Below are 19863 nucleotides of genomic sequence, written 5' to 3' on the forward strand. Positions count from 1 at the left end.
ATGGGGGCACATCCGAACCGAGGAGAACGCATGCCCTCTTCCCGTACGGCCGCCGGGATCGCCGCGACGGCTCTCGCAACGCTGCTGGTAACCCTTCCACCCGCAGCCGCGCGGGCGGCAGAGACCCGGCCACCCGTCCAGCTCACCCTGCCGGCTCCGACCGGGCCCCATCCGCTCGGCACCGTCTCCCTGCACCTGGTCGACCGCTCCCGGCCCGACCCCCTCGCCGGCGGCCACACCCCCCGAGAGCTCATGGTCACCCTCACCTACCCCGCCCGGACAACCGCCGGGCATCCAGTCGCGCCCTGGATCGAGCCGAAGGCCGGACGGGAGTATCTGCGGGAGCAGGGTCTGTCCGCGGGAGCCGTTCTGCTGCCACTCACGCATGGCCACGAAGGCGCGCCCGCCGACCGCCGGCTCGGCCGGTTGCCCGTCGTGCTGTACTCGCCGGGCAACGACACACCCCGCTCGATCAACACCATGGTGGTCGAAGAGCTGGCCAGCCGGGGATACGTGGTGGGGACGCTGGGCCACACCTTCGACGGCGTGGTCCAGTTCCCCGGCGGCCGAGTCGTCGCCTCGGCCCCCGACGGTCCGGCAACCGGCCCGCTGATCGCCGAGCAGCGCATCGCCGATACCCGCTTCGTCCTGGACCGGCTGACGGAGCTCAATCGCGGCGGCAATCCCGACGCCGAGCGTCGCCGCCTGCCCGCGGGGCTGCGCGGACTGCTCGACCTCGGCAGGGTGGGCATGTTCGGCCACTCCGCGGGCGGCGCCACGGTCGCCTCCGCCATGTTCGAGGACCCGCGCATCAAGGCAGGCCTCAGCCTGGACGGACCCGTCGCCGGCCCTGTGGTCACCGCGGGACTCGATCGCCCGTACATGCTGATGGAGGCCACCAAGGCCCGGCCGGAGAACCTCCCCGACCTGGCCACGTTCTGGTCGCGCCTGAGAGGGTGGAAGCTCGCGGTGCGCGCCGAAGGCGCCGAACACGCCTCCTACACCGACCTCGAGGTGATCATCGCGCAGGCCGCGCCGGCGCTGGACTTGAGCGCCGCGCAGGTCGCCGAGCAGATCGGCACGCTCGCCCCCGCGCGGGCCGTGGCCATCCAGCGGGCCTACCCGCTCGCCTTCTTCGACCGCCACCTGCGCCGGAAGGGCCACCTGCTGGACCGGCCCTCTCGACGCTTCCCGGAGGTGACCTTCCGCCCGTAAACCGTGGGACCATCGCACCAGACCGAACCGCCAGAGGTTCGCGATGCAGGCCGCCGGGTTGTACCGTTCGACGGTCGGCAAGCCCCCCGGTGCCGAGTTCGCGTCGCCCCCGCTCGTCGATGATGAACAGGTCGAACGCGACCGCATCGGGCAGCCCATCGTGTTCCAGGGCGATGATTCAGCGCGGCAACCCGTCTCATGCCTCGTCATCGATCTTCACTGCGCACACGTAACGTCCCCAGCGATCACTTGACTGGCATAACGCCTGACAGGGCGGATGCGATCGTCTGAGAACTCCCGTACGGGGAGGATGACAGGACGGGCGCGGGCAGCTCGGCTTGGTCGAGCCGGTCGTCCAGTTGGTCCACTGCCACCGCGCTCCCCAGGAGGGTGATGGTGGTCAGCACCAGCAGTCCGACGGCGATGGCGCGGCGCGGGCGTGGTGCCGGTGCCAGCAGGGCGGCCGCACGCCGGGCGACCTGCCCACCGGTCGCCGACAGGCTGACGGAGGAGGCACCGGTGGACCCTTGGCCGAACTCACCGCCCCGCAACGCAGCGGCCTTGGCAAGCCCCGCACGGGCCAGCGCGCGAGCCACCAGCCGGCGGTTGCCGAGCTGGCGCGCCGCGGCTTCGTCGGCCGCTCGCTCGACCGCGAACCGCACCACGCGGGCGGTAGGGCGCAGGAGGGGGTTGGTCGCGGAGGCGAGGTGCGCCACCTGGACGTAGAGGTGGTGCCGGCCGGAGACGTGAGCTGCCTCATGGGCGAACAGCACCCGGATTTCCGCACCGTCCAGAGCACGCAGCATGGCGGTCGTCACGACAACGCGTGCGGGAGTCCCAGGCAGGGCTGGAAGCGTGTAGGCGTCCGGCACGGCACCGGGCACGATGACGACCCCGTCGGGGCCTGGTACCAGCCGCCGGGCCGTACCCGCGACTCTGACCAACTCGCGAACCACCCGCGCGATCGTCTGCAAACCCGCAGCGAGCAGCAGTGCGGCGCATATCCCGGCCATCGCCTCGGCCGCCACCGGCCACGGCTGCTGAGCGCCGAGCCGGCTCACGGACCAGCTGCCGAGCCGCGCCACCTCAGGTACCTGCGCGAAGGACAGGAACCCGAGCGTGGTCAGCACCGTCCCCGTGCCCATGGCCACGATCACCATGGCGATCGGCACCAGCCGGACGGCCATCCCGGGCGGCAGGGTGCGCGCGATCCAAGGGCCGAGGAGGCCGAGTACGAGATTGGCCACCAGCGGGGACCACACCAGCCACGCCACCGCTCACTCGCCGGTTGTCCGGTGGGCACTGCCCCGCGCCTGGCGTCCGTCTTCGAGGCCGCGCAGCAGCTCGGTGAGCAACTGCTCGTCCTCGGGACCGAGGTCGGCGACGAAGTGAGCAAGCACACCGGCACGGTCGCCGCCCTTCCCGAGCAGGCGGTTCATCTGCGCGGCCACGGCGATCGACTGCGCCGCCCCGGCATCGGAGGCCACCCGGTAGGCGTAGGCCCGGCCGGAGGGCTCCCGCTCGGCCAGCCCTCGCTTGTGCAGCCGGGCGAGGGTGGTCATGACCGTGGTGTAGGCGAGTTCGCCATCGAGCTGATTTTGCACCTCACCGGGGGTCAGAGGTCGACCGGCCTCGGTCAGGCAGTCCAGGATCTCCTGCTCCAGGACGCCCGGGGATCGCCTGCCCGGCCTTCCCGGCGACTCGCTCATTCCCACCCCCCGGCATCTACTACAGACCTCAATCGTAGCTTGCGCCGTCAAGGTGCGGGCTCAGGCCTGCAGGTGCTTCAGGGTCTTCTCGAGGGTCTTCATCGCCGCGCCGCATCGCGCCTGAGTCGGGGAATCGGCCCGCAGCGCGGTCAAGGCCCCGTCGATCGCGCTGTCCAGGGCGTGCCAGTCGCTCGGCGAGCGGGGTTTGAGACCGGCCTCGGCGGCGTCCCAGGCCACCTCGAGGTCCTTGATCCGAGCCTTCGCCCCGGCCAGGTCGCCCTTGGTGGTCAGCGCGTTGACGTCGTCGATGATGACGGTGAAAGAGGACAGGTCCCCGAGCTTGGGACTCGATGCCTGCCTCAACACCGCGGAGGAACCGGCGGGTTGGCCTGCGGCGCCTGCTGACATCCAACCGCCGATCCCAACGACGACCACGATGCCGGCGGCCGCCCATACCAGGTCCGCGGGCCGGCCCAGGATCGCTCTGCCCGGCTTGCCATCGGCGTGCGAGCCCGTGCGGCGGGCTCTGGTGGCGGCGATCTGCTCGCGGGCGACCAGCACGACGATGACGGCGAAGAACAGCACGCTGGTCCTGGTCGCGCCCAGGCCGAAACCGCCGAGCGAGTGGTCCTGGGTGAGCAGGTCACCCACTGCGGCGCCCAGCGGGCGGGTAAGGATGTAGGCGGCCCAGAACGCCGGCACCTGCCAGGCCTCGACCCGCCACAGCACCAGCGTGACGAGGAAGGCGCCGCCGAACAGCAGCGCGCCGTTGCGGAACCCGAGGCTCAACGACTCGGTGGCCAGGTCGCCCGCCGCGGTGCCAAGCGCGAAGGTGGTCAGGATGGCCGCCCAATAGAACGCTTCCCGCCGGGGCGTGTTGATCGCGGTGATCGACAGCGTCATCTCCTGCCGGTACCAGACGGTGAAGACCACGGCCAGAAGCACCGCGAACAGCGTCGTGCTGACATACAGGCTGATCCCGAGCGTGTCGGTGAGGAAGTCGGTGATCTGCGTTCCCGAGATGCTGACCAGGACCACGGACAGCCAGTAGATCCACGGGGTGTAGCGGCGGGAGGACGCCTGCAGGACGAGGGCCGCAGCCAGGACGGCGAACACCAGACCATCGGTCAGCACCGGGCCGAGCCCGACGTTGACCGTGAGGTAGTCCGCGAACGTCTCCCCCACCGTCGTCGAAAGGATCTTGATGACCCAGAAGGTCGCTGTGACCAGGGGCACCTTGCTTGCCATTTGCCGTCGCCGAGGTGGGGCAGAGGTGGACACCATGCGCACGCTCCAGACATAAAAGGGACACGGCCACTGGTACCCCAGAAGCACCAGCCATCAGCAGATACTACTCGCACGAATAGTAGCAAACGGCGGACTGCTTCAATTGGAATGGCTCGAGGCCCTCGCGACGGACCCGAGCGAGCAGCAGCGCGGCCGTCGCGGCGAGCCCGACGAACAGTCCGAACCACGTCCCGAGCGCCTGCCATCCGGCCGAAAGCCAGCAGCCAGGCGGCGGGCAACCCCACCAGCGTGCGGGAGGAGACGCTGCGCGGCTACGTCGTGCGAGCAGCCACGCCTTGGGCTACTGCGCCGGCAGTGCGGCCAGTCCGCTGGAGAAGCGGCGCAGGAGCAGGCCGGCTGTGGCGGTGAGGCCGCCGAGCAGGCCCAGCCAGGTGCCCAAAGCGCCCAGTCCGGCCGGTCCCGCCAGCAGGGCCGCAAGGGGAAGACCCACAAGCCAGTAGCCGACCAAGGTCAGCCGGAAACCGCTCTTGGTGTCGTCGAGGCCACGCAGCAGACCCACGCCGATGTTCTGGGCGCAGTCCACGAACTGCATGACGGCGGCCACCATGAGCAGGCTGGTGGCGATGGTGAGCGCCGTTCCGCCGTCCGCGCCGAGGAACGGGCGCAGGACGAGGTCGGGCAGCGCGAGGTACAGCACCGCGACGAGGGCCATGACGGCGGCCCCGCAGGCGAGGGCGGCTCGTGCGATGCGCCGGGCCTGACCGGGCTGCCCCAGGGCGATCTGCCTGCTCACGCTGATCGAGGCGGCGTGCGACAGGCCTACGGAGACCTGGAAGACGATGTAGACGAGCTGGTTGACGGCGGTGTGCGCGGCCAGGGCGGCGGTGCCGGACGTGCCGATGATCAGGGCGACGACGGAGAAGAACCCGGCCTCGGAACCGTAGGTGGCCGCGATCGGCAGACCGAGCCCGGTGAGCCGGCGCACCGTCGCGGGACGGGCCCGCCAGAGGCGAAGGTTGAGCGCCGGGGCCAGCTCCGGGTCCCGGCGGGCGGAGACGTACAACGCGATGAAGGTCGCCAGGTAGACGGCGCTGGTCGCGGCGCCGATCCCGGCCGGCCCGAGCGGGTGGACGAGCGCGGCGTTGAGTGCGGCGTTGACCACGATCGAGGCCAGGGTGATGCGCAACAGCGCCTGCGGGCGGCGCATGCCGACGGTGAACTGCCGAAGCGCCTGGAACCACAGGCAGGGCAGCAGGCCGGGAGCCAGCGCCCACAGTATTGGCCGCATCCGCTCGATCACCGCCGGCTCCTGCCCCAGCAGGGCGACGGCCTCGCCGATCACCACCATGGCCGCGCCCCCGACGAGACCCGCGATGGTCGCCAGCGCCATCGCGGCCCGGACCAGGTCGCCGACGTCCTCATCGCGCGCGTGGGCGGCGGCGACCTGGTTGCCGACTGCCGTCACCAATCCGACGCCCATGGTGCGTAGCTGGTTGAAGATGACCATCGCCAGCCCGCCTGCCGCCAGCGCCTGCACGCCGAGCATGCCGAGCATGAGGGTGTCGGTGGTGGTCAGCGCCACCTGGGCGAGCTGGGTGAGGGCGAGGGGCACGGCGAGTCCGGCCAGTTCGCGTACGTCGTGGCGCAGGGGGGACGTTGGCACGCCGTTTTCTCTCCCTTTAGGATAGGCAAACCTAAGTAAGACTATCGGTGCGAATGAGGATGAAGTGGACCTGAGCAGGCGTCAGCTTCTCATGACCGCAGGAGGGGCGAGCTTAGCGGCGCTGCTCACGGCCTGTGGTAGCGGGTCGGAGCCCGGCTCCGCCCCTGCGGCCCAGCAGGCTCAGGCGAAACCCGCCAGTGGGGGCACACTGCGCGTCGGCGCGCTGGGCAAGGCGAGCGCGATCACTCGCGACCCCCACGGCACGCAGGCCAACGAGAGCGACTATCTGATCATCAGTCTGGTCTACGACACGCTGACCGTCCCGGGCGCCACCGCCAATACCGCACCCCGCCTGGCCGGCGAGTGGAAGGCGGACAAGGACGCCAAGACCTGGCGGTTCACGCTGGCGCCGGGCGCGACCTTCCACGACGGCACGCCGGTGACCGCCGAGGACGTCGTCTGGTCGCTGCGCCGCCTGCGCGACACCCCCGCCGGTCCCGCCCGGCTGCCGGGCGTCACGTCCGCGAACATCAAGGCGGACGGGGACACCGTCGTGCTCACCTCCGACTACCCCAACGCCGACCTGCCGCTGATGATGCGGCTGACGACGTTCGTGATGAAGAAGGACACCACGGAGGTGGCCGGCGCGCCGGGCACCGGCCCGTTCAAGCTCGACTGGTACCGCGACGGCAACGCCCGCCTGGTCCGCAACGACAGCTGGCACGGGGGCAAGCCGCACCTCGACGCGATCGAGGTGAAGATCTTCGAAAGCCCGCAGGCCATGGCCAACGCGCTGCTGGCCGGGCAGATCGACGTCGCCTCCAACGTCGGCGCCGTCGCCGCCCGCGTCGCCACCGGCCGGCCCGGCGTGCAGGTGCTGCGCCGCCCCGACGACATGGCGATGCCGATCGTCATGCGCACCTCCAAGGGCAGCCCGTACGCCGACCCCCGGGTCCGCGAGGCACTCCGGCTGGCTGTGGATCGCGAGGCGATGGTCAAGCAGGTGCTCAGCGGGTACGGCAAGGTCGCCAACGACGTGCTCGGCACCGGCGATTCCGTCTATGCCAAGGACCTGCCGCAGCGCGCGCGTGATCTGGCGCGGGCGAAGCAGTTGTTGCAGGAGGCCGGTTTCGACCTGTCGAAGACCTACCCGCTGCACACCACCGACGACATCGCGGGGCTCGCCGAGTCCGCCGCGCTCTTCGCCACCCAGGTCCGTGAGGCAGGCGTGCAGATCGAGGTCGTCAAGCAGGACTCCGGCGCGTTCTGGGACAAGACCTGGCTCAAGGGCGACCTGTACACCACCTACTGGGGCACCAACGACTCGGTGCTGTTCTTCGCCAGCAAGCTCCTGCTGACCGGCGCAGGGCAGAACGAGTCGGGCTGGAGCGACGCCGCGTTCGACCGGACGTACAAGGAGGCCGTCGGCACCCTGGACGAGGCCGTCAAGGCCAAGGCGCTGCGCACGCTGCAGGAGATCGAGCACGAGCGCTCCGGTTACGTGCTGTGGGGCATGGCCGACGGCATCGACCTGGCCGGAGCGGCCGTCCGCGACCTGCCGAAGCTTCCCGGGTACGGACGCGTGCAGCTTGAGCGGGTATGGCTGGCTCGTTGACGGTGCTCCGACTCGGCTGGCTGCTCGCCCGCCGGGCCGGCCTGCTCGCGGCCTTGCTCGCGCTGGTCTTCGTCGTCGTGGAGGCGCTGCCGGGCGACGCCGCCGACGCGAGCGCCGAGCGCGGGGAGAGCGCCGCCGACGTCGCCCGGCGACGTACCCTGCTCGGCCTCGACCAGCCGGTGTTCGTACGTTTCCTGCACTGGATGGCTGGGCTGCCCACCGGAGATCTCGGCGTCTCCGCCCGCGGGGAGAAGGTCTGGAACCTGCTGGCGGGGCCGCTGTCCAACACGCTTCTGCTGGGCGGCGTCGCTCTGGCCGTCACCGTCGCCACCGCACTCGCCATCGGCTGTTGGGCCGCGCTGCACCCGGGATCGGTGACCGACCGGGTGATCTCGGCTTCGGCCACGGCCGTGCTGGCGCTGCCTGAGTTCGTGATCGCGGTGGCGTTGGTGCTGGTGTTCGCGCTCTGGACGGGTCTGCTTCCGGCGGCGACGTTGGCCGGGGCGGACGGTTCCCCCGCCTCATGGACGATGCTGGTACTGCCGGTGCTGGCGCTGGCGATCCCGCAGATCGGATGGAACGCGCGGATCGTGCGCGGCGCGATCGCCGACGAGGCGCGAGCACCGCACGTGGTCGCCGCCGTCCTCGACGGTCTGAGGCCTCGGCGCGTCCTCACCCACCACCTGCTGCCCGGCGCGCTGCCCGCCATCGCCGTGGGCGCGGCGACCTCCACCGGCATGCTGCTGGGCGGCGCGGTCGCGGTAGAGACGATCTTCAACTATCCCGGAGTCGGCGCGCTCCTCGCCGGAGCCGTGGCAGACCGCGACACCCCGATCATCGCCGGCGTGGTGGCGCTGACCGGGCTCGCGATCACATGTGTGCTGCTGGTTGCCGACCTGATCCGCTCCTGGGCCGCAGGAGGCCGCCTGTGATGCGTCTGCTGCCCGCGCTGGTCCTGCTCCTGCTGGCCTTGGGCGGACCGCTCCTGGCTCCCCTGCCGATGGACCAGCCGGTCACCATCCCGTTCGGGCCCGCCGGAGCCGACGGCGCGCTGCTCGGCGGAGACCAGCTCGGCCGCGACGTCCTGAGCAGGCTCCTGTACGGGGGGCGCGACCTGGTCCTGTCCTCCGTCACCGTCGCGCTGCTCGTCACCGCCATCGCCGCGGTCCTGGGGGTGGCGGGAGCGTTACGTCCTGCCTTCGGTCGCTTCATCGAGCGGGCAACAGACGTGTTCATGCTGCTGCCCGCCGTCCTGGGCATCCTGCTGGTCACCCAGGCGTGGCCGCACGGCGGCCCGTTCGCCCTCGTGACCGCCGCCGTCGCGCTCGGCGTCCCCTTCGCCGTCCGGTTCATGACCGCCGCCGCGGCGCCCGTCGTGGCCACCGGCTACGTCGAAGCGGCCATCGCCGGCGGCGAGCGCACCTGGCACCTCATCATCCGCGAGGTGCTGCCGAACCTGCGTTCCACCGTTCTTGCCCTCTTCGGGCTGCGTTTCGTGGAAGGCGTCTACGTGATCTCCACTGCTGCTTTCCTCCAGATCGGCCCTCAGCCGCCGGCCGCCGACTGGGCGCTGATGATCCGCGAGAACAGTGCCGGGCTCGTCCTCAACCCATGGGCCGTGCTGGCGCCCGGCATCGCGATCGCCGCGCTGGCGATGAGCGTCAATCTGGCCGCCGGCGCACTCGCCCCCAAGGTACGTACATCGGAGGTGGCGTTCCTGTGAGCCCGCGTGCGGTGGTAACCGGTCTGACAGTGGCGGCCCCCGGCGGGCCCGAGTTACTGGCGGGTGTCGACCTGGCCGCCCAGCCCGGGCGCGTCCTGGCCCTGGTGGGCGCCTCAGGCTCGGGCAAGACCACCCTGCTGCGCGCGCTGCTGGGAGACCTGCCGCCGCGCACCACCCGCCAGGCGGGAGACGTGCGGGTGCTCGGTGTGGACGTGTTCGGCTGCGGCCCGGACGCGCTACGCGAGCTGAGGCGCAGGCGACTGGCCTTCGTCGGGCAGGACCCGGGCTCGGCGCTCAATCCCAGGATGCGCGTGGCAGCGGTCGTCGCCGAGACCGGCACCGGCCTGACCCGTGACGACGTCTCCGGCCTGCTCGGCGAGGTCGGCCTGGCCGGCATCCCGGGGATACCCAGGCGCAGGACCGTCGAGCTCTCGGGCGGCCAGCAGCGCAGGGTTGCTCTGGCCAGGGCGCTGGCCCGTCGGCCGGATCTGCTGCTCCTGGACGAGCCCACCGCAGGACTCGACCCCACCGCGCGCGCCGAGATCGGCGCGCTGCTGCGGCGTCTGGCCAGGGAACGGGAAATCGCGGTGGTGATGTCCTGCCACGACCGGGAGCTGGTCGCCCAGGTGGCCGACGACGTCCTGGAACTGCCCGGTGGCGTGCCCTCCGAGCCGTCCGCCCTCCCGCGGCGCTCCCAAACACCTGGTCATGAGGCGGGCCTGCGTGCCGAGGGGCTGGCCGCGCATGTGGGGCCCGCGCGCCTGCACGTGCTGCGCGGCGTCGACCTGCACGCACCCTCGGGGGCCACGGTCGGCGTCGTCGGCCCCTCCGGCTCGGGCAAAACCACGCTGCTGCGCACCCTGGTCGGCCTGCACCCCCGCTCGAGCGGCTCCCTCACATTGGACGGCCTCACCCTGCACCCCGACGTACGACGCCGAGCGCGGGAACTGCGTCGCCGGGTGCAGTTCGTACCACAGAACCCGATGGGAGCGCTGAACCCCTCGGCCACCGTAGGCGCCGCCCTGCTGCGGCCGGTGCGGCTGCACCGCCGACGCCCACGCGCCGCGGAACCGGAGCGCGTGGGCGAACTGCTGGAACAGGTCGGGCTGAGCCCCGACCACGCCGGCCGATATCCGCACGAGCTGTCCGGCGGCCAGCGCCAACGGGTCTCCATCGCACGAGCCCTGGCCGCCGAACCCGACGTACTGATCTGCGACGAGGTCACCTCAGCCCTGGACGACGGCACCGCCCGCGCGGTCATGAACCTCCTGACCGGCCTGCGGGAAACCCAGGGCACAGCCGTGATCTTCGCCTCTCACGATCTCCGACTCATCCAGGAGTACGCCGACAGCGTGGTAACGGTCTAGCCCGGACCTTGTCGCGAAGGTAAGAGGACTTCCGGTTCTGGGCCGGACGTTGCGGATGCCGACTAATCATCCGGCCAGGTCAAGCCACGTGTCAGCATTCCTTCACGACACCTACGAGCCGATCACGTCGGCGGATGTCCAACGAAATGATCGAGGCCGATTTGATGTCGGGATCAAAGAGCGGTCGAAGGTTCGATTCAGCAGCTCGCGTCGGCAGGTCCGCCTCGTGGTGCCGTCGTACGCTCAGCCTTCGGTCAGGGGTGCGCCTCGGTAGGCGCGCCAGAGGGCGAGGTCGTAGCCCAGACCCAGGGCCGCGCCGAGCAGCAGCGGAGCTCCCAGCGTGGCCAGGGTGCCGATCAGCAGCGTGGTGGCGGCGATGGGGGCTGCCGAGACGGCGATGCTGCGGGCCAGGCTGGTCATGCTGGCGGCGGCCGTGCGGTGCGCGGTGGGAACGACCGCGGCCGTGAAGGCCTGCCGGGCCGGTACGTCGATCTTGGAGACCGTCTGGCGGAGCAGCAGCAGGGTGACGGCGGTGGCGAGGTTCTGGGCGAACGGGATGCAGGCCAGCAGCAGGTTGGCCACGGTGTGCGGAAGGAGCATGGTGGCCAGCAGGCCGCGCCGGGCGGCCAGCAGTGGCGCGGTGAGCTGGGCCAGGGCCGGCAGCAGGTTGGCGGCGAAGAACACCAGGCCCAGTTGCGTGGTGGTGGCGCCGTAGCGGTGGGCGAACCACCAGGCCAGCACGGCCTGGACGGCCAGCCCGCCGGACAGGGCGTCCAGGGCGGACAGCCCGGCCAGCAGGCGGACCTGGCCCGGCACCCGCACGCGGTGCCCGCTCCGCTCAGGTCGTGCGGTCTCGGGTGCCTCGGCCTGCGGCGACAGGCGCCAGAACAGCGTCACGGTGCCGGCCGCCAGGACCGCGTACAGGGCGAAGGCGGCGTCCGGGGCCGACGTCCACGACTGGAGCCCGAGGGCCGCGGCGGCCAGCCCGCCCAGCGCGCCGGACGCCATGGCGGTGACGTTGTAGCAGGTGAAGATGGCCGTATGGCGGGCCGGGGGGCAGTTCTGGGCGAGGATCGCCTGCTCCACCCCGGAGAACGGGGTGTTGTCGTTGGTGGAGGGCGAGATCGTCCCGATGAAGGCGGCGGCGACCAGCACGGGGTAGGACTCGCTGAATGCGAACACGACGCCGGTCACCGCCATCAGGCAGCCGCACGCGATCAGCGTTCGCCGCCGTCCCCATACGTCGGCGAACAGGCCCAGCATCAGGCTCGCGAACACCGAACCGGCGGCGGCCACGGCCAGCAGCAGCCCGGTCTGCCAGGGAGCGTCGCCGTCCTGGACGAGCAACTCGGCCAGGAGCACGCTGGTACATCCGTACCCGAAGGTCCGCAGTGCCCTGGCTGCGATAACCAGCAGCCCGTTGCGTCCCACTTCCGCCGGAAATCGTCCCCTGAGCTGCACATTTGGCATGCGGCATGATGCCGCGGGCACCACAGCGGGCACACTGCGAACGCGCGAGAACGCGCAAAAATCTTCCTGTGGCTGATCTGACGTGGCGTGGCGGCCGCGAAGCAGCGCCGAACGCTCAGGACTGTGCCGGGCACCCCCAGCACGATGAGTCTCGAGGTGCCCGGCGCCTGGCTCAGCCGTCCTCGGGCTCGGAGGCGTCGCCCTTGTCCTCCTGCTCGTTCTGGTCGCCCGCCTGGCCCTGCTTGCCCTCCTGCGCCTCAGAGCCGGCCTCCTGTCCCTGGTCGTCCTGGCCGTCCTCAGCTTCGGCCTTCTCGCCATCCTGGTCGTCGTTGCCGTCTTCAGCTTCGGCCTTCTCGCCGCCCTGCTCGTTCTCCTTGGTGCCCTCGTTGGGCTCCGCGCTCTCCGCGGGCGTGGCGGCCTCGTTCTCGGGGGCCTGCTCGGTGGGGGCGGAGGACTGGGTGGAGGCGGGGGCGGGGCTCTGGTCGGTGGAGGAGGCGAACGCGGCAGCTCCGCCGCCCGCCACGAGGATGGCCACGGTGGCGAGTCCGGGGATGATCACAGACTTACGCATTGCAATATCTCCGATGCATTGACGTCGTACTGACGTCTTCAGTCTGCGGAAACGTGGGATAGCGGCAGGTTCGGCCAGCCATAACGCAAGGTTAATCCTGGCCCGAACCCCGGATCCGCGCGGCCACGTGTGCGTAAAGGTTAGCGCCGCGCTAACCGAGTGCTGTCACGTTCCTGCTGTGCGCCCATGGGGCAATCCCTCTGAGCAGCGCACCCCGCCGCCACGACTCGGCAGGGACCGCCGGAGCTCCTGACATGCGCCAGGGCTGCCGTGGGAGATGAAGAGTGCACAACAGGTAAGGGGAACCGATGAGACGATGCTCGGCGACGACGGGGATCGCGATCGGTCGGTCCTGATGGCCAGGGCGACGGGTGTCGCCGCCGCAGACCCTACGGTCAACCCACCCACCCCGGCACCTTCCGGACCACAACAAACCGGCATGAGCGTACCTTGCACGAGTCCAAGGATGGGGCCGGACATAACACCAGGACCGCCGGATATGAAGCTGAGGAACCGACGTCGGGCGTGACGAACGAGTTCGATCACCTGACGCAGATAGTGGCCCACCATCAGGGACACCGCCACCGCCGCAGGACAGCTGCGGCGCTCTTCCCGGCCGCGGATGCGCCAATTGGGCGCCACAATCGCGACAACGCAGAGCGCGGAGATCGAGAAGATGAAGGGATGGTTCGACCGGTGGTACTCGAGCCCCTCCCTGTTCATGCTCGAGAACACCGTGCATCCGCAGGTTTCAGGCGTTCGCCGGTAGAGTGCGCGACTCTCAGTGGGCGGAGATGCTGCGGATGCGCCAGTGGCTGGCGCAGTGGTTCGGTAAGCAGAGCATGCCCGACAGCCAAGGGTGCCCGGATGCCGGGGATGACAGGAACGGACGCGGACACCGGCCTTCCCCCATGGGCACCAGGTTAAGCTTGACCCGAAACCGGACTCGCGAAGCGGGTCGTGTGCGAAGGTTAGCGTCGCGCTAACCGAGTGCTGAGCGGGCGCTGTAACGTCCCTCCGTACCGTTCATTCGTGAGATCAGGCAGCAGAACGACAGTCCCGGTGCCGGTCTCCGCCGCGTTCCTGGGCCTGGGGGTGGTCGTCGGCTTCGCCGCGCGCACACCCGCGTGGACCGCGGCGGACACCAGCGTGAGCCAGGCGGTGCAATCGCTACGCGGGCCGTGGCCGACGGCCGTGGCGCAGGTCCTGAACGTGGGCTTCGGCACCGTTGTGGGCATGGTCCTGGCCGCCCTCCTCGTCGTAGGTGTAGCCGTATCGGGACGGACCCGCGCCGCTGGCGGCGTGCTGCTGGTGATCGCCGCGGGATGGGGCATGAGCGCGCTGGTCAAGGTCATCGTCGCCCGCCCCCGGCCCCCGGAGGTCCACGCCCTGGTACGGGAGCTGGGTCCCGACAGCTTTCCCAGCGGTCACGTGTGCCTGACCCTGTCGATCGTGATCGCCGTCGCGCTGCTGGCCAGGAAGACCAGGGGCTTCTGGTTCGTCGTGGCGGTGGGCGGCGTCCTGGTGGCCGGTCAAATGGCCGCGAGGGTCTATCTCGGGGCGCACTATCCCACCGACACGCTGGGCTCGCTCATCGTGGCCCCGGCCGCCATCCACCTCGTCCTCAACGCGCGAAGGGTCGGATTGTCCCTGCTGCGCGCGGACAACCGCCGCAGGGCGCGCCGCGCCGGGCCGCGTAGCATCCGGCAGGTGAAGATCCTGCTGCTGCACGCGCACGGAATGGGCGGCACCATCAGGACCGCCTTCAACCTCGCGGGCACGCTGGCGGCCCATCACGACGTGGAGATCGTCAGCGTCACCAGGACCAGGGACAAGCCCTTCTTCGAGGTGCCGCCCGGCGTTCGCGTCACCTTCCTGGACGAGCGCACGGATCGCCGACCGCGCGGCGTCCTGTTCCGCAGCAGGCTCATCCCTCGGGAGGAGGCCGCGTACGACAGGTTCGACCTGCGTACCGACCTCGCCTTGCTGCGCTTCCTGCGCCTGCGCACCGGCGTCCTGATCACCACCCGCCCCGGACTCAACCTGGCCGCCGCCCTGCTGGCGCCGCCTGGCGTGATCACGATCGGGCAGGAGCACACCGGCTTCGGCTCGCACCAGCCCTCCGTCCGGGAGATGATCGCCCGCAGGTACGGCAGGCTCGACGCGCTCGTCACCCTGACCGAGGCCGACCTGAGCGCCTACCAGGCGGCCCTGGGTTCCCGTGCGCCGCGACACCTGCTCGGCATCCCCAACGCCACGCCGCCACTCACCGGCGGCCACGCTCCCCTGAACGCCAAGACCGTCATCGCGATCGGCCGCCTGACCAAGGTCAAGGGCTTCGACCTGCTGCTACGCGCCTGGCAACGAGTCAGCGCCACCCACCCCGGCTGGACGCTGCGCATCGTCGGCTCAGGACCCGAGCGCGCCCGCCTGCTCAAGCTGGCCGGCGACCTCGGGCTGGCCTGCTCGGTCGAGCTGCCCGGACCCTCCCGCGACGTCGGCGCCGAACTCGACGACGCGTCGATCTTCGTGCTCAGCTCCCGCCGCGAGGGATTCCCGATGACCATCCTGGAGGCGCTGAGCAAGGGCGTGCCCGTGGTCGCCTTCGACTGCCCGCACGGCCCCGGCGAGATCATCACCCACGGCCACGACGGGCTCCTCGTCCCCCCGCGGGACATCGCTGCCCTGGCTACGGCGATCGGCCGCCTCATCGACGACGAGACCGAGCGCCACATGATGGGCACGGCCGCGCTAACCACCGCCAACCGGTACGACCCCGACGTCATCGGCAGGCGATGGACCGCTCTGCTGGAGCGGCTGGCAGCGGGCGGCTGATCGTTCACAGGTCGCGTAGCACCGTCAGCGGCGGGCGGTGGGCGGCTCGGACCGTGGCCGCTCCGGCGGCGGTCAGCGCCGCCAGCCCGAGGGCCGCGAGGGCGGCCAGGTACGCCCACGGCACGGCGGGCGCGTCGGGCGGCGGGTCGAACACGCCGCTGAGCACGGCGACCAGCATCTTCGACAGCGCCCACCCGCAGGCGGCCCCCAGCACGGCCGCGGCCACGCCGACCACCGCCACCTCGGCCCACACGAACGAGCCGAGCTGGCGCGGGGTCGCACCGAGCACTCTGGCCAGCGCGTACGTGCGGCGCCGCTCGGCGAAGCCGAGCACGAGCAGCAGGCCCGTGGCCAGCCCCGCCAGGGCCAGCGCGTAGCCGAGCTCGATGGCGGTCAGGCCGGACAGGTCCACGGCGGTGAGACTGCTCCCGACGACCTCGCGGGTGGTCTCCACATCTGTGACCTTGGCCGTCGGGCCGAGCCTGGCGCGCAGCTCGGCGGCGACCCGGTGCGGCGGCGTCCCGTCGGTGCTGATCAGGTACGTGGTGTCGGTAGGCATGTGGCGGGCCAGGTAGGCGGCGTTGGCGACGAGGAAGCTGTCACGCGGCGCGGTCGGGAACTCGGTCACGATGCCGGCGTAGCGGAACGGCACGGTCGCGCCGTCCTCGGTGCGCAGCCGCACCTGGTCACCGAGATGGAGCTGGAAGTCGTTGACGGTCTCCTGGCTGACCAGCAGCGCGTCCGGCTGGCGGGCGAGCCGGTCGAGGATCTGTCTGGCGGTGCCGCCGGAGACGTACGTGTCGTGCAGGCGGGTCGTGGCGGGGCGGATGCCGTACAGGTCCTGCAGGTCGGAGCCGACGTAGGCGAAGCGGTGCCGCAGCGGCTCGACCTCCCTCACGCCGGGGACACCCGCGAGCTGCCCGAGGGTGGCGGCCGTCTGCGAGACGGTGACGTCGGCGCCGTTGGTCAGCTCGGCGTCCACCTGCGCCTGCTGGCGGTAGGTGGTGTCGAAGACGGACGTGGAGACCGCGAACGCGACGGCCAGCGCCGCCAAGGTGGCCGTGCGGGCCAGCGGCGCGCGCTGCCGCGTCAGCATCGCGGACACGGTGCCCGCCAGGTTCCCGGCCAGCGGCCTGGCCGCCCAGGTGACGGGCATCGTCCGGGTGATGCGCCAGATGAGCAGGCCCGCGCCCGCCCACAGCAGCGCGGGGCCGGCGAAGGCCCAGTAGTCGACCGACAGCTGGGGCAGGCCCTCGGGGACCAGGACGAGCTGGTAGCCCCCCTTGCCGGTGATCCAGAAGACCACGCCGGCTCCGGCCAGCAACCACAGGTCCAGGCCGTACCGCAGCCAGGCGGGCGAGCAGCGTGACCCGCCGACGGGGCGGCGGGCGGCCGACACGGTGGTGGCGCGCAACGTGGGCGGCAGCACGGTGGCGGCGACGACCAGCAGCCCCAGGGCGGCGGCCCACCACGACACGTCCGCCGAACCGAACAGCGCCCGTCCGGCCAGCGCCGCCAGCCCCAGGCCCGCCAGCACGCCGGCCACGCCGACGAGCGCGGTCTCGGCCAGCGCGAGCCGCACGAGCGCGCCCCGCGAGGCGCCCCGGGTTCGCAGCAGCGCCTGGTCGGACGCTCGCCGCTGCGCCCCCGCCCGCGTGACGAGGGCGGCGAGCAGGGCGGCCAGCACGACCGCGGGCGTGCCCAGGAACAGGAACAGCACCTGCGAGTACAGGGCGTCCGCACGGGCGGCGTCCAGGGCGGCGCCGAGGTTGTCGCCGACCAGCCCGGTGCCGGCCATGCGCTCCTCCAGGTTGCGCGCCTGCCCGGTGACCGCGGTGTAGGCCGCCGCCGGGTCGGCCGGCAGCCGGTGGCCGATGCGGACGTGGAACTGGGTGCGTACCCGGTCGCGCGGGATGCCGTCGAACAGCCGGTGCCAGTCGGCCTCCGGCAGCAGCAGCACGTTGTCGGGGGGCGCCTGCGGCTGCGCGCCCGGTGGGGCGCCGACCCGCTGGAACAGCGAGTCGGCGGCGGGCAGCTCCACGACCCCGGTGACCGTCACCGGGGCGTCGGTCAGCCCGGGACGGCGCAGGGTGACGGTGGCGCCGGGCTGGGCGTGCAGGTTGGCGGCGGTCTGCTGGGCCAGCAGGGGCCCGTTCGCCTTGCCCGCGAGCAGGCGCAGCTCGCCGGGGAAGGTGGCGGCGTAGTCGGCAGGCAGGCCGAGAACCTGGCCCGCGCCCGTGGTCAGCGTCTGCCCGGCCTGCCGCGACTCGAATCCGTCGATCCTGGCGAAGCTCACCTGTTTGGACGTGCCGGGCATCGGGACGGACACGGTCTGGCCCGGCTGCTGCTCCACCTGCCAGTCGACGGCCACTCGCTGGATCGAGCGGGCCGTCATGGTTTCCTTGGCGGAGGCCAGGAACGCGCCCAGCGCGGCGGGAAGGGCCACGGCGAGCGCGATGCCCGCCGCGGCGGCGGCCAGCCTGCCCGCCCGGCGGGCCAGCAGGCCGCGCAGCCAGATGAGGATCAGCATGTCAGCGCTCCGTCGCTCATGGTCCAGGTCGCGGGGAGCCGCGCCGCCACGAGCGGATCGTGGGTGGCTACCACGAGGGCCGCCTCCAGCCGGGAGGCCACCCCGGTGAGCAGGTCCACCACCCGGCGGGCCAGGTCCGAGTCGAGCTGCGCCGTGGGCTCGTCCGCGATGATCAGGCGAGGCTCGACGGCCAGCACGCGGGCGACTGCGACGCGCTGCGCCTGCCCGCCCGACAACTCTTCGGGTAGTGACCCGGCCAGGTCGGCCAGGCCGATCGTGGCCAACGCGATCAGCGCCCGCTCCTTGGCCTCGGAGTCTCCTACGCCGGCGATGATCAGCGGCAGCGCGACGTTCTCCGCGACGTCGAGTGGCGGCAGCAGGCTCGGCCCCTGGAAGACCACTCCGACGCGGCCGCGCGGGTGGTCGTCGAGACCGGGCCAGGCGATCCGCCCTGCCGTGGGCCGGTCGAGCCCGGCGAGCAGGTGCAGCAACGTCGTCTTGCCCGACCCCGACGGGCCGGTGACCGCGACCTGCTGCCCCGGCCGCAGCTCGCAGGTGACGCTGTGCACGGCGACCAGGGCGTTCGCCCCCTTGCCGTATGACCGGGCCAGACCCTGGCAGGTGACCAGCGCGGCCGTTTCGGTCGCCTGCTCCTTCGGCTCCACGGTCATGTCGCTCGCCCGTCCTTCAGTTCCACGACGCGGTCGGCCAGTCGCCGCACGGCCGGGCTGTGCGAGGCGATCACCACGGCGGTGTGCTCGCCGGCCTGCTCGCGGATCAGCCGCAGCACCGGCGCCTCGGTGTGCTGGTCGATTTCGCCAGTGGGCTCGTCAGCCAGCAGCAGCGCGGGGCGGTTCGCCAGCGCGACAGCCAGCCCCGCGCGGGCCGACTCCCCACCGGACAACTCGCTCGGCCACGCCCGTGCCCTGGTCGAGAGCCCCAGGCGGGCCAGCAATTCCTCGCGTAGACGCCGGTCGCGCCGCCCCGCCAGCCGCTGGGCCAAATCGACATTGGCCGCTACCGTCAGGTGCTCGATCAGGTTGCCACTCTGGAACAGCACGCCCACCAGCCGGGCACGGAGCGCGGCCCGCTCGGCCTCCGGCCGGTGGCTGATGCGGTGGCCGGCCACCCTGACGGTGCCGCCGTCGGGGTCGTCCAGCCCGCCCAGACAGGCCAGCAGCGTGGACTTGCCCGACCCTGAAGGGCCGCTGACCAGCACGACCTCGCCCGCAGCGGCGTGGAGGCTGACGCCCCGCAGCGCCCGAGTCTCTTCCTCACCTGTCCGGTAGAACCGGTAGAGCTCCTCGGCCTGGAGGATCACGGCGCCGTCGTCCATCGGAAGGAGTCGGAGACCGTGCGCCACGGGTCCACGTTGTCGGCGCCGACCGGTCCTGACAGGGTCAGGATCGCCTCGCGTCCGGCGTGGTAGAAGACGTAGCGCTCGACCTCGTCCTTGACGGCCTTGCCGGTGACCGGGTCGGGGCCGCTGTCGGCGCGGTAGACGATCCGTACCGCCTTGCCGCCGTTCCTGCTCACCATGCCGAGCGTGCGGATGTCGCCGTTGTGCACCTGGTTCCGGACCGATACCTCGGTCGGTGGGGTGGCGGCGGGCCTGGTCTCGATGCGGATGCTGTTCAACTTGTCGGTGAAGGCGGCCCCGGTGGGCAGGTCCGTGCGTGCCCAACCCTCGGGCACTTTCACCTCGTACGGCTGCCCGGTATGCCGGTAGCTTACGAAGACCGTGCTGTCCGGGATGTCGCCCGGCGGATTCGACTCCGTGGGCTGCGGAGCCGGTGGTGGTGCCTGTGTCTGTGATTGCGTCTGCGTCGTGGACTCGGCGGGTGCCGAAGCTGCGCAGCCCGCCGCCAGTCCCGCGATGGCCAGAGCCATGACGCTCTGCCGTACCTTCATGTTTCC

Annotated in this window: 17 protein-coding genes; 7 read left to right on the forward strand and 10 right to left on the reverse strand. The window is 71.5% G+C overall.

What is annotated here, in order from left to right:
* Positions 1-30 precede the first annotated feature (30 nt).
* On the forward strand, positions 31-1215 hold the full coding sequence (locus ABZX61_RS10250; RefSeq protein ID WP_355193241.1) for a lipase: 1185 nt from the start codon (positions 31-33) through the stop codon (positions 1213-1215).
* A 245-nt stretch (positions 1216-1460) separates the two neighbouring features.
* Here ABZX61_RS10250 and ABZX61_RS10255 read toward each other — a convergent pair whose 3' ends face one another.
* The 4 genes from ABZX61_RS10255 to ABZX61_RS10270 form a co-directional block, all read right to left on the reverse strand.
* Positions 1461-2489, reverse strand: a complete 1029-nt coding sequence (locus ABZX61_RS10255) for a M48 family metalloprotease (protein WP_355193243.1) — start codon at positions 2487-2489, stop codon at positions 1461-1463.
* 3 nt (positions 2490-2492) lie between these two features.
* Positions 2493-2924 carry a BlaI/MecI/CopY family transcriptional regulator gene (locus ABZX61_RS10260; protein ID WP_355193245.1) on the reverse strand — a complete coding sequence of 144 codons (432 nt, stop codon included), beginning with the start codon at positions 2922-2924 and terminating at the stop codon, positions 2493-2495.
* Positions 2925-2984: 60 nt separating this feature from the next.
* Entirely contained in the window at positions 2985-4172 is a 1188-nt protein-coding gene (locus tag ABZX61_RS10265; RefSeq protein ID WP_355193247.1) for a hypothetical protein, read from the reverse strand.
* Positions 4173-4512: 340 nt separating this feature from the next.
* Positions 4513-5835: an MATE family efflux transporter gene (locus tag ABZX61_RS10270; RefSeq protein ID WP_355193248.1), complete on the reverse strand. Its 1323-nt coding sequence runs from the start codon at positions 5833-5835 to the stop codon at positions 4513-4515.
* 91 nt (positions 5836-5926) lie between these two features.
* On the opposite strand from ABZX61_RS10270, the gene ABZX61_RS10275 reads away from it, so the two are divergent.
* The 4 genes from ABZX61_RS10275 to ABZX61_RS10290 are packed head-to-tail and all read left to right on the forward strand — an operon-like array spanning position 5927 to position 10540.
* A complete protein-coding gene (locus ABZX61_RS10275) occupies positions 5927-7450 on the forward strand; it encodes an ABC transporter substrate-binding protein (protein ID WP_355193250.1) in 1524 nt (507 codons plus the stop codon).
* A gap of 2 nt (positions 7451-7452) precedes the next feature.
* Positions 7453-8382, forward strand: a complete 930-nt coding sequence (locus ABZX61_RS10280) for an ABC transporter permease (RefSeq protein ID WP_355194049.1) — start codon at positions 7453-7455, stop codon at positions 8380-8382.
* A complete protein-coding gene (locus ABZX61_RS10285) occupies positions 8382-9173 on the forward strand; it encodes an ABC transporter permease subunit (protein ID WP_355194051.1) in 792 nt (263 codons plus the stop codon). The genes ABZX61_RS10280 and ABZX61_RS10285 overlap by 1 nt, the downstream gene beginning before the upstream one ends.
* A complete protein-coding gene (locus ABZX61_RS10290) occupies positions 9170-10540 on the forward strand; it encodes an ATP-binding cassette domain-containing protein (protein WP_355193252.1) in 1371 nt (456 codons plus the stop codon). Before ABZX61_RS10285 ends, ABZX61_RS10290 begins: the two co-directional genes overlap by 4 nt.
* Positions 10541-10783: 243 nt before the next feature.
* Here ABZX61_RS10290 and ABZX61_RS10295 read toward each other — a convergent pair whose 3' ends face one another.
* Positions 10784-12010: an MFS transporter gene (locus tag ABZX61_RS10295; RefSeq protein ID WP_355193254.1), complete on the reverse strand. Its 1227-nt coding sequence runs from the start codon at positions 12008-12010 to the stop codon at positions 10784-10786.
* A gap of 172 nt (positions 12011-12182) precedes the next feature.
* Complete coding sequence (locus tag ABZX61_RS10300) at positions 12183-12581, reverse strand: hypothetical protein (protein WP_355193256.1); 399 nt, start codon at positions 12579-12581, stop codon at positions 12183-12185.
* Positions 12582-13179: 598 nt separating this feature from the next.
* Between ABZX61_RS10300 and ABZX61_RS10305 the strand changes: the two genes are divergently transcribed.
* Positions 13180-13350: a DUF305 domain-containing protein gene (locus ABZX61_RS10305; RefSeq protein ID WP_355194053.1), complete on the forward strand. Its 171-nt coding sequence runs from the start codon at positions 13180-13182 to the stop codon at positions 13348-13350.
* A 263-nt stretch (positions 13351-13613) separates the two neighbouring features.
* Complete coding sequence (locus ABZX61_RS10310) at positions 13614-15416, forward strand: glycosyltransferase (RefSeq protein WP_355193258.1); 1803 nt, start codon at positions 13614-13616, stop codon at positions 15414-15416.
* Between the two features lie 4 nt (positions 15417-15420).
* On the opposite strand, the gene ABZX61_RS10315 is transcribed toward ABZX61_RS10310, so the two are convergent.
* Genes ABZX61_RS10315 through ABZX61_RS10330 form a run of 4 tightly spaced genes read right to left on the reverse strand, consistent with a single transcriptional unit; the run spans position 15421 to position 19857 of the window.
* Positions 15421-17946: an FtsX-like permease family protein gene (locus tag ABZX61_RS10315; protein ID WP_355193260.1), complete on the reverse strand. Its 2526-nt coding sequence runs from the start codon at positions 17944-17946 to the stop codon at positions 15421-15423.
* Entirely contained in the window at positions 17940-18617 is a 678-nt protein-coding gene (locus tag ABZX61_RS10320; protein WP_355193262.1) for an ATP-binding cassette domain-containing protein, read from the reverse strand. The genes ABZX61_RS10315 and ABZX61_RS10320 overlap by 7 nt, the downstream gene beginning before the upstream one ends.
* The gene (locus ABZX61_RS10325) at positions 18614-19282 is read right to left on the reverse strand and encodes an ABC transporter ATP-binding protein (RefSeq protein ID WP_355193264.1); all 669 of its coding nucleotides are present in this window, start codon (positions 19280-19282) and stop codon (positions 18614-18616) included. The genes ABZX61_RS10320 and ABZX61_RS10325 overlap by 4 nt, the downstream gene beginning before the upstream one ends.
* Positions 19264-19857, reverse strand: coding sequence for a hypothetical protein (locus tag ABZX61_RS10330; protein WP_355193266.1), 594 nt, complete (start codon positions 19855-19857; stop codon positions 19264-19266). Before ABZX61_RS10330 ends, ABZX61_RS10325 begins: the two co-directional genes overlap by 19 nt.
* Positions 19858-19863 lie beyond the last annotated feature (6 nt).

Source organism: Nonomuraea sp. NPDC003709, assembly GCF_040610775.1.
Classification (GTDB): domain Bacteria; phylum Actinomycetota; class Actinomycetes; order Streptosporangiales; family Streptosporangiaceae; genus Nonomuraea; species Nonomuraea angiospora_A.